Below are 6,245 nucleotides of genomic sequence, written 5' to 3' on the forward strand. Positions count from 1 at the left end.
CACCACCGCGGGTGGCCTGCCCAAGCGCACGGCCGCCGCCGGCCGCACCGCCACCCGGCCGCCACAGCCGCAGCCGCGGCCGCAGGACATGGTCGAGAGCGACGGGCACACCGCCAACGGCCTGCCGCGCCGGGTGTCGCGCAGCATCAAGAGCCCCGACCACGGCGACGACTCGACGCGGCCGGTCACCGCCCCGGAGGACGAGAAGGCGGGCCACGAGCAGCTGCTCGCCGATCTCGACGCGTTCGCCGAGGGGGAGCAGGCCGCGAAGCAGGCCCAGTGGCCCGACGGCGTGGACCCGGACGTCGCCGCCAGAGCCGACCCGGACCTCGCCCCCGACCCGCCGGCCGACCCGGCACCTCCCGCCCCGACCGAGTCGGCATCCGGCGCGGCCGCCGGTCCGGACGCGGCGCCCGCCGCGGAGTTACCCGCCGAACCCGCTCGGGACCCCGACCAGCCGTCGGGGGGAACCGCGCCGTGACCGCCGCCAACGAGAAGCCGCACACCACCGACATCACGTGGCTGCTCAACGACTTCGTGGACAAGGTGCACGGCGTCAGCCATGCCCTGATCACCTCGTCCGACGGCTTCCCGCTCACCTCGTCCGCGGCCGTGCGGCCGGACGACGCCGAGCAGCTCGCCGCCATCGCGAGCGGGCTGCTCAGCCTCGCCGGCAGCAGCGCCGCGCTGTACGGGAAGGGCGCCTGCGAGCAGATCATCATCCGGCTCACCCGCGGGTACTTCCTGTTCATGGGGATCGGCACCGGCGCGGGCCTTGCCGTGCTGACCGGTCCCGAGTGCGACATGCGGGTCGTTGCCTACGAGATGACGCAGTTCGTCACCAACGCAGGGCACGCGCTCACCCCGGAGCTGCGCGCCGACCTGCGCCGAGTCCTGACCGCGCGCCGGCCTCAGGCATGACCGACCCCGCCAAGGACGTGATCACCGTGTCCAGCGACGACAAACGCGCAGACATGCGCAACGGCGCCCGGCCGAGGACGACCAGGATGAGGAGCAAGCGGGTCCGGCCGTACGCGCTCACCGGTGGGAGGACGCGGACCCGGCACCACCTGCTGGTGGAGACCCTCATCTCGGTGCCCGAGTTCGACCCGGTGCTCGCCGAGTCGCTGATGCCCGAGTCGCGTGCCCTCTACGCCAGGGCGTGCCAGCGCATGTCGATCGCGGAGCTGTCCGCCACGCTGACCCTCCCGCTCGGCGTGGTCCGGGTGCTGATCAGCGATCTCGCCGGGCAGAACGCGGTGTTCATCCACCCCACGGCCTACGCCTACCAGAACAATCCGCAAGTCCTGGAGAGGATCCTCGATGGACTCAAGCAGCTTCCCGTCTGACTCGGGTCTGCTGACGATATCCGCGAAGATCGTCATCGCCGGTGGGTTCGGGGTCGGCAAGACCACCATGGTCAACTCGGTCTCCGAGGTGCAGCCGCTCAACACCGACGCGTGGATGACCGAGGCCAGCGAGGGCGTCGACGACTTACCGCCGGGCGACAAGAAGTCGACCACGACGGTGGCCATGGACTTCGGCCGGATCACGTTGCAGTCCGACCTGTTGCTGTACCTGTTCGGCACGCCGGGCCAGTCGCGGTTCTGGTTCCTGTGGGACGACCTGTCCCGCGGCGCGCTGGGTGCGGTCGTGCTCGTGGACACCAACCGGATCGACCAGTCCTTCGCCGCGGTGAACTACTTCGAGCACGACTCGGTGCTGCCGTTCGTCGTCGCGGTGAACCGGTTCGAGGGTAAGCCCGAGCACAACCTCGACGAGGTGCGCGACGCGCTGGCGCTGGCCGAGCACATCCCGCTGATCGAGTGCGACGCCCGCGACCGGGGGTCGTCGATCGGCGTGCTGCGGTCGGTCGTCACGCATTCGTTGGCACTGGCCACGGTCACCGCGCCCGGGTAGCCCGGGCCTGTCCTTGTCGTCGTCCCCACCGGAGGAGCAGTAGAGAACATGCGCAAGGTGCTGATCGTCGGGGCAGGCCAGTCCGGCCTGCAGCTCGCCCTGACCCTGCTGGAACACGACTTCGAGGTGACGGTGATGTCGGCCCGGACCCCGGAGGAGATCCGGGACGGTCGGGTGATGTCGACGCAGGGCATGTTCGGGCCCGCGCTGCAGCACGAGCGCGACCACGGGCTCAACCTCTGGGAGGAGGAGACGATCCCGTTCGACGGGGTCGGGGTGTCGATCGCCGCGCCGGACGGGAGCCGGATGCTCGACTGGGTGCAGAAGATGGACGAGTACGGGCAGTCGGTCGACCAGCGGGTGAAGATGGCCGGCTGGCTGGAGCTGTTCGAGGAGCGCGGCGGCCAGCTGGTCATCCACGGCGTGACGACGGCCGACCTCGACAAGCTCGCGTCCATGTACGACCTGACCGTCATGGCCGCCGGCAAGGGCGAGCTGGTCCAGCTGTTCGACCGGGACCCGTCACGTTCCCCGTACACCACACCGCAACGCGCACTGTCCCTCGTGTACTGCGACGGCGTCGAGACGCGGCCGGAGCACCCGGACTTCAAGGCGGTGCGGTTCAACATCATCCCCGAGGTCGGCGAGCTGTTCATGATCCCGTGCTACACGGTGACCGGGAACTGCGACATCCTGTTCTTCGAGGGGATCCCCGGTGGTCCGCTGGACGTGTTCACCGACCGGCCGTCGCCCGACGAGCAGCTGCGCCGGATCCTCGAGCTGATGCGGACCTACCTGCCGTGGGAGTACGAGCGGTCCCGCAACGCGGAGCTGACCGACCAGGGCGGCGCGCTCGCCGGCGGCTACACCCCGGTCGTGCGCCGGCCGGTGGGCGAGCTGCCGTCCGGCGCGGTGGTGTTCGGCATGGCGGACGTGGTGGTGGCCAACGACCCGATCACCGGCCAGGGCTCGAACAACGCGAGCCACTGCGCGGCGCTGTACCTCGAGGAGATCCTGGCGCGCGGCGACGGCGCGTTCGACCGGGCGTGGATGGAGTCGACGTTCGAGAAGTACTGGACGTACGCGCGGCACGTGACCGACTGGACGAACGCGATGCTGGCGCCGCCGCCCCCGCACGTGCTGGAGCTCATCGGCGCGGCCGGCCAGATCCCGGCGGTGGCCAAGCGCTTCGTGAACGGCTTCGCGGACCCGACGGACTTCCAGCACTGGTTCATGTCCCCGGACAAGGCCGCCGCCTTCCTGGCGAGCGCGACCGCCGCCGCCAGCTGAACCGGCCCGCCGAACCGTGACCGGATGGTTGCGGGTCGGCCGGTTACGGCAACCGTCCGGTCACGACCGGGACCGGTCCCCTCCCGATGATCTAGTGTCCTTCACTCGGGAGGAGGGCCATGATCGCGGACGTGTTCGGGCGGGGACCCGCGGTCTGGGTCGCCGTCGCGCTGGTGGTCGTCGGGTGGGGGGTCACCACGCTGGTGGCGCGACGGTTCTCCTGGCTCGGGACGTCCGGCCGGATGGTCCTCGGCGTGGTCGGGCTGACCGTCGTCGGGTTCGGGCTGCTCGCGGTGCTGATCCCGGTCTGGTGGGCGCTCGGCGTCACGGTCGTGCTGTACCTGGTGGTGCTCGACCGCCTCGCCGGGCAGCCCGACCTCCGCCGGCTGGGCCGGATCCGCCGGCTGGTGCCGCCCGAGCGCGGCCGGTGCCTGGCCACGCTGCCGGTGACCGTCGCCGACCAGCGGCACCCGCCACGCGAGGGCGGCGACTGCACCTGCCTCGCGCCGCGCATGGTGCCGGGCCGGCGGGCGGTGCTCGTCGTGACCACGACGTCGGTGTTCCTCCAGGGGGCGGAGCGCGCGGGCGAGCCGGGCCCGATCGGCGAGATCCGCGACCTCACCCTGGTGGCCACGGCGCTGTCGTTCCTGCGCCCGCTCCGGCACCGGTTCACCGACGTGGACGGGCTGCCGCTGCCGCGGTCCGGGACCAACCAGCTGCGGCTGATCCTCCAGGACCAGTCCGGCCTCTGGCTGCGGTCGCGGCCGAGGCACGGCGCCTACCTGTTCCTGGAGACGTTCCGCAGGCTCGCCGAGGACACCACGCTGCGGGTGCTGCTGGTGGTCGCCGACCGCACGTCGGTCGGGTTCGAGGCACTGCGCGACGAGGTGCGGCTGCCCGGCGGGCTGGTGAGCTCGAAGGTGGCGCGACTCGGCGACGCCGGCATGCTCGACGTCCGCCCGGGGCGCCGGTTCGAGATCACGCCGCGCGGGTTCGCCGAGATCAGCGGGCGGCTGCGGTACAACGCGTTCGCGACGAAGCTGTTCGACCCGGAAGCCTGAGAGTGCTTGCGCCCGGAGCGTGGACGGACACGCTCCGGGCGCGTCTCCCGGCAGGCGGTAGGCGTGCCGCATTGGAGAAGCGCGCGCCGATGCCGAGGGAGGTTCGAAGTCAGAACGGGTTGTGCCTGCTGAAATCCACGATCGCAGTGACGGAATCGATGCGCAAGCAAGTGTGACGTCAATCTTTCGATCCTCCGATAACCGTCATGGATCGGGCCCGCGCGGCCCGCTCGGTACGTGCGGCGGCGTAGACCGGAAGCCGCCCGGGGGCGGATGTCCCGCGGCCGCGGGGCCGCCAGGATGAGCGGCGATGCCCTTCTACCACGCACCCCTGTCGATCGCGCTCAGCCTGCTGCACGTGTTCGTGTGGTGGCGGTTGGTCAAGCCGGCCATGGCGCCCGGCACGCCGCGCCGCGTCGTCACCGGTCTGCTCGTGGCGCTCGACCTGTTCATGGTCGCCGCCCTCTGGCTCGGCACCCGCACCCCGCCGGCCGTCGCCGGCTGGTTCGCCTGGCCGGGCTGGATCTGGTTCGGCGCGTTCTTCTACCTCGCGCTCGCCACGCTGGTGGTGGAGATCCCGCGGCTGGCCCTGCGCCCCTGGGTTCGCCGCGACCCGGGCGCCGGCGGCGTCTCCCGCCGGGCGTTCCTGGCCAGGGGAGCGGCCGCGGTCGCCGGGGTGACCGCGGCCGCCGCGGTCGGCGTCGGCATGCCGTCCGCGCTCGGCGACCCGCGCGTCGTCACCGTGCGGATCCGCCTGCCCCGGCTGGACACGAGGGCCGACGGCCTGCGGATCGCGCTGGTGAGCGACCTGCACCTCGGCGCCCTGCTCGGCCGGTCGTTCACCCGGCGCGTGGTCGACCTGGTCAACGCCCAGCGGCCCGACCTGGTGGCCATCGCCGGCGACCTCGTCGAGGGCACGCTCGACCACCTGGCCGACGCCGCCGAGCCGCTGCGTGACCTGCGTTCGCGGCACGGCACGTTCTTCGTCACCGGCAACCACGAGTACCACTACCGCTACACCGAATGGGTCGACCACGTTCGCACGCTCGGCGTCCGGCCACTGCTGAACGAGCGCACCACGATCGTCCACAACGGAGGCGAGGTCGAGCTGGCCGGCGTGCTCGACCCGGGTGCCGAACTGGAGGACGAGCCGGGTCCCGACGTGGCGAAGGCCCTGCGCGGCTGGGACCGGTCGCGGGCGCTGGTGCTGCTGGCCCACCAGCCCGCGGTGCTCGAGGACGCCGCCGCGGCCGGGGTGGACCTGCAGCTGTCCGGCCACACGCACGGCGGTCAGATCGCGCCGTTCACCCTGCTGGTCAAGGCGCTCGAGGGGACCACCGCCGGCCTGTCCCGCCTCGGCGACACCCAGCTGTACGTCACCCGCGGGGCCGGTTTCTACGGGCCGCCGCTGCGGGTCGGCGCGCCGCCGGACATCGCCGTCGTCACCTTACTGTCCTCTTAGGAGCGTGGCCGGACATCGGTGCGGGTGGTCGTGATCGGGTCGGTCGGGGGGCTCGGCAGGCGGGTGCCGCGGCGCCAGATGCCGGCAACCGCTTGCGTGGCGGTGATGTCCGTGGTCGGGTCGCCGTCCACGAGCACCACGTCCGCCGCGAGGCCCGGCGCGACGCGACCGCGGTCGGACAGTCCGAAGTGGAGCGCGGGAAGGCTCGTCGCCGCGGCCAGGGCCTCGGTCGGTGCCAGGCCGGCCAGGACCAGCAGCTCGAGCTCGCGGTGCGTGCTCTCTCCGTGGACCGGGGCGAACGGGTTCGCGTCCGTCTCCGCGAGCAGCGGCACGCCCGCCTCGCGCATGGCGCGGGTGGCGACCATCGCGGCGGCGAGACTGTTGGGGCCACCGGGGTTCGCCGCGAGCAGGCCGTCGAGGTGGACGAGCGTCGTGGCCACGAACACGCCCTGCGCGGCGATCCGCGCCGCCAGCGAGGCGGCGGCCGGCTCGTCCGCGTCGGAGAACACGTG

At 72.3% G+C, this 6,245-nt stretch carries 7 protein-coding genes and 1 pseudogene; 7 read left to right on the forward strand and 1 reads right to left on the reverse strand.

Annotated features, from left to right (window positions below; all coding sequences use genetic code 11):
• From GEV28_RS41765 to GEV28_RS41795, 7 genes and pseudogenes are all read left to right on the forward strand, one after another.
• A pseudogene (locus GEV28_RS41765) lies at positions 1-481 on the forward strand (hypothetical protein); the annotation flags it as partial.
• Positions 478-921: a roadblock/LC7 domain-containing protein gene (locus GEV28_RS41770; protein ID WP_291419845.1), complete on the forward strand. Its 444-nt coding sequence runs from the start codon at positions 478-480 to the stop codon at positions 919-921. The pseudogene GEV28_RS41765 and the gene GEV28_RS41770, both read left to right, overlap by 4 nt.
• A 53-nt stretch (positions 922-974) precedes the next feature.
• On the forward strand, positions 975-1,349 hold the full coding sequence (locus GEV28_RS41775; protein WP_367115297.1) for a DUF742 domain-containing protein: 375 nt from the start codon (positions 975-977) through the stop codon (positions 1,347-1,349).
• Positions 1,324-1,920, forward strand: coding sequence for an ATP/GTP-binding protein (locus GEV28_RS41780; RefSeq protein WP_291419847.1), 597 nt, complete (start codon positions 1,324-1,326; stop codon positions 1,918-1,920). The genes GEV28_RS41775 and GEV28_RS41780 overlap by 26 nt, the downstream gene beginning before the upstream one ends.
• A 48-nt stretch (positions 1,921-1,968) precedes the next feature.
• Positions 1,969-3,210: a styrene monooxygenase/indole monooxygenase family protein gene (locus tag GEV28_RS41785; RefSeq protein WP_291419849.1), complete on the forward strand. Its 1,242-nt coding sequence runs from the start codon at positions 1,969-1,971 to the stop codon at positions 3,208-3,210.
• A 119-nt stretch (positions 3,211-3,329) separates the two neighbouring features.
• Complete coding sequence (locus GEV28_RS41790) at positions 3,330-4,271, forward strand: hypothetical protein (RefSeq protein WP_291419851.1); 942 nt, start codon at positions 3,330-3,332, stop codon at positions 4,269-4,271.
• A gap of 310 nt (positions 4,272-4,581) precedes the next feature.
• Positions 4,582-5,733 carry a metallophosphoesterase gene (locus tag GEV28_RS41795; protein ID WP_291419853.1) on the forward strand — a complete coding sequence of 384 codons (1,152 nt, stop codon included), beginning with the start codon at positions 4,582-4,584 and terminating at the stop codon, positions 5,731-5,733.
• Here the strand turns inward: GEV28_RS41795 and GEV28_RS41800 are convergent.
• Positions 5,730-6,245, reverse strand: a 516-nt coding sequence (locus GEV28_RS41800) for an amidohydrolase family protein (protein ID WP_291419855.1), incomplete at its 5' end; no start/stop codon positions are given. The genes GEV28_RS41795 and GEV28_RS41800 overlap by 4 nt on opposite strands.

Origin of the sequence: Actinophytocola sp. (assembly GCF_009379765.1) — a bacterium.
In the GTDB taxonomy this organism is placed as follows: domain Bacteria; phylum Actinomycetota; class Actinomycetes; order Mycobacteriales; family Pseudonocardiaceae; genus Actinophytocola.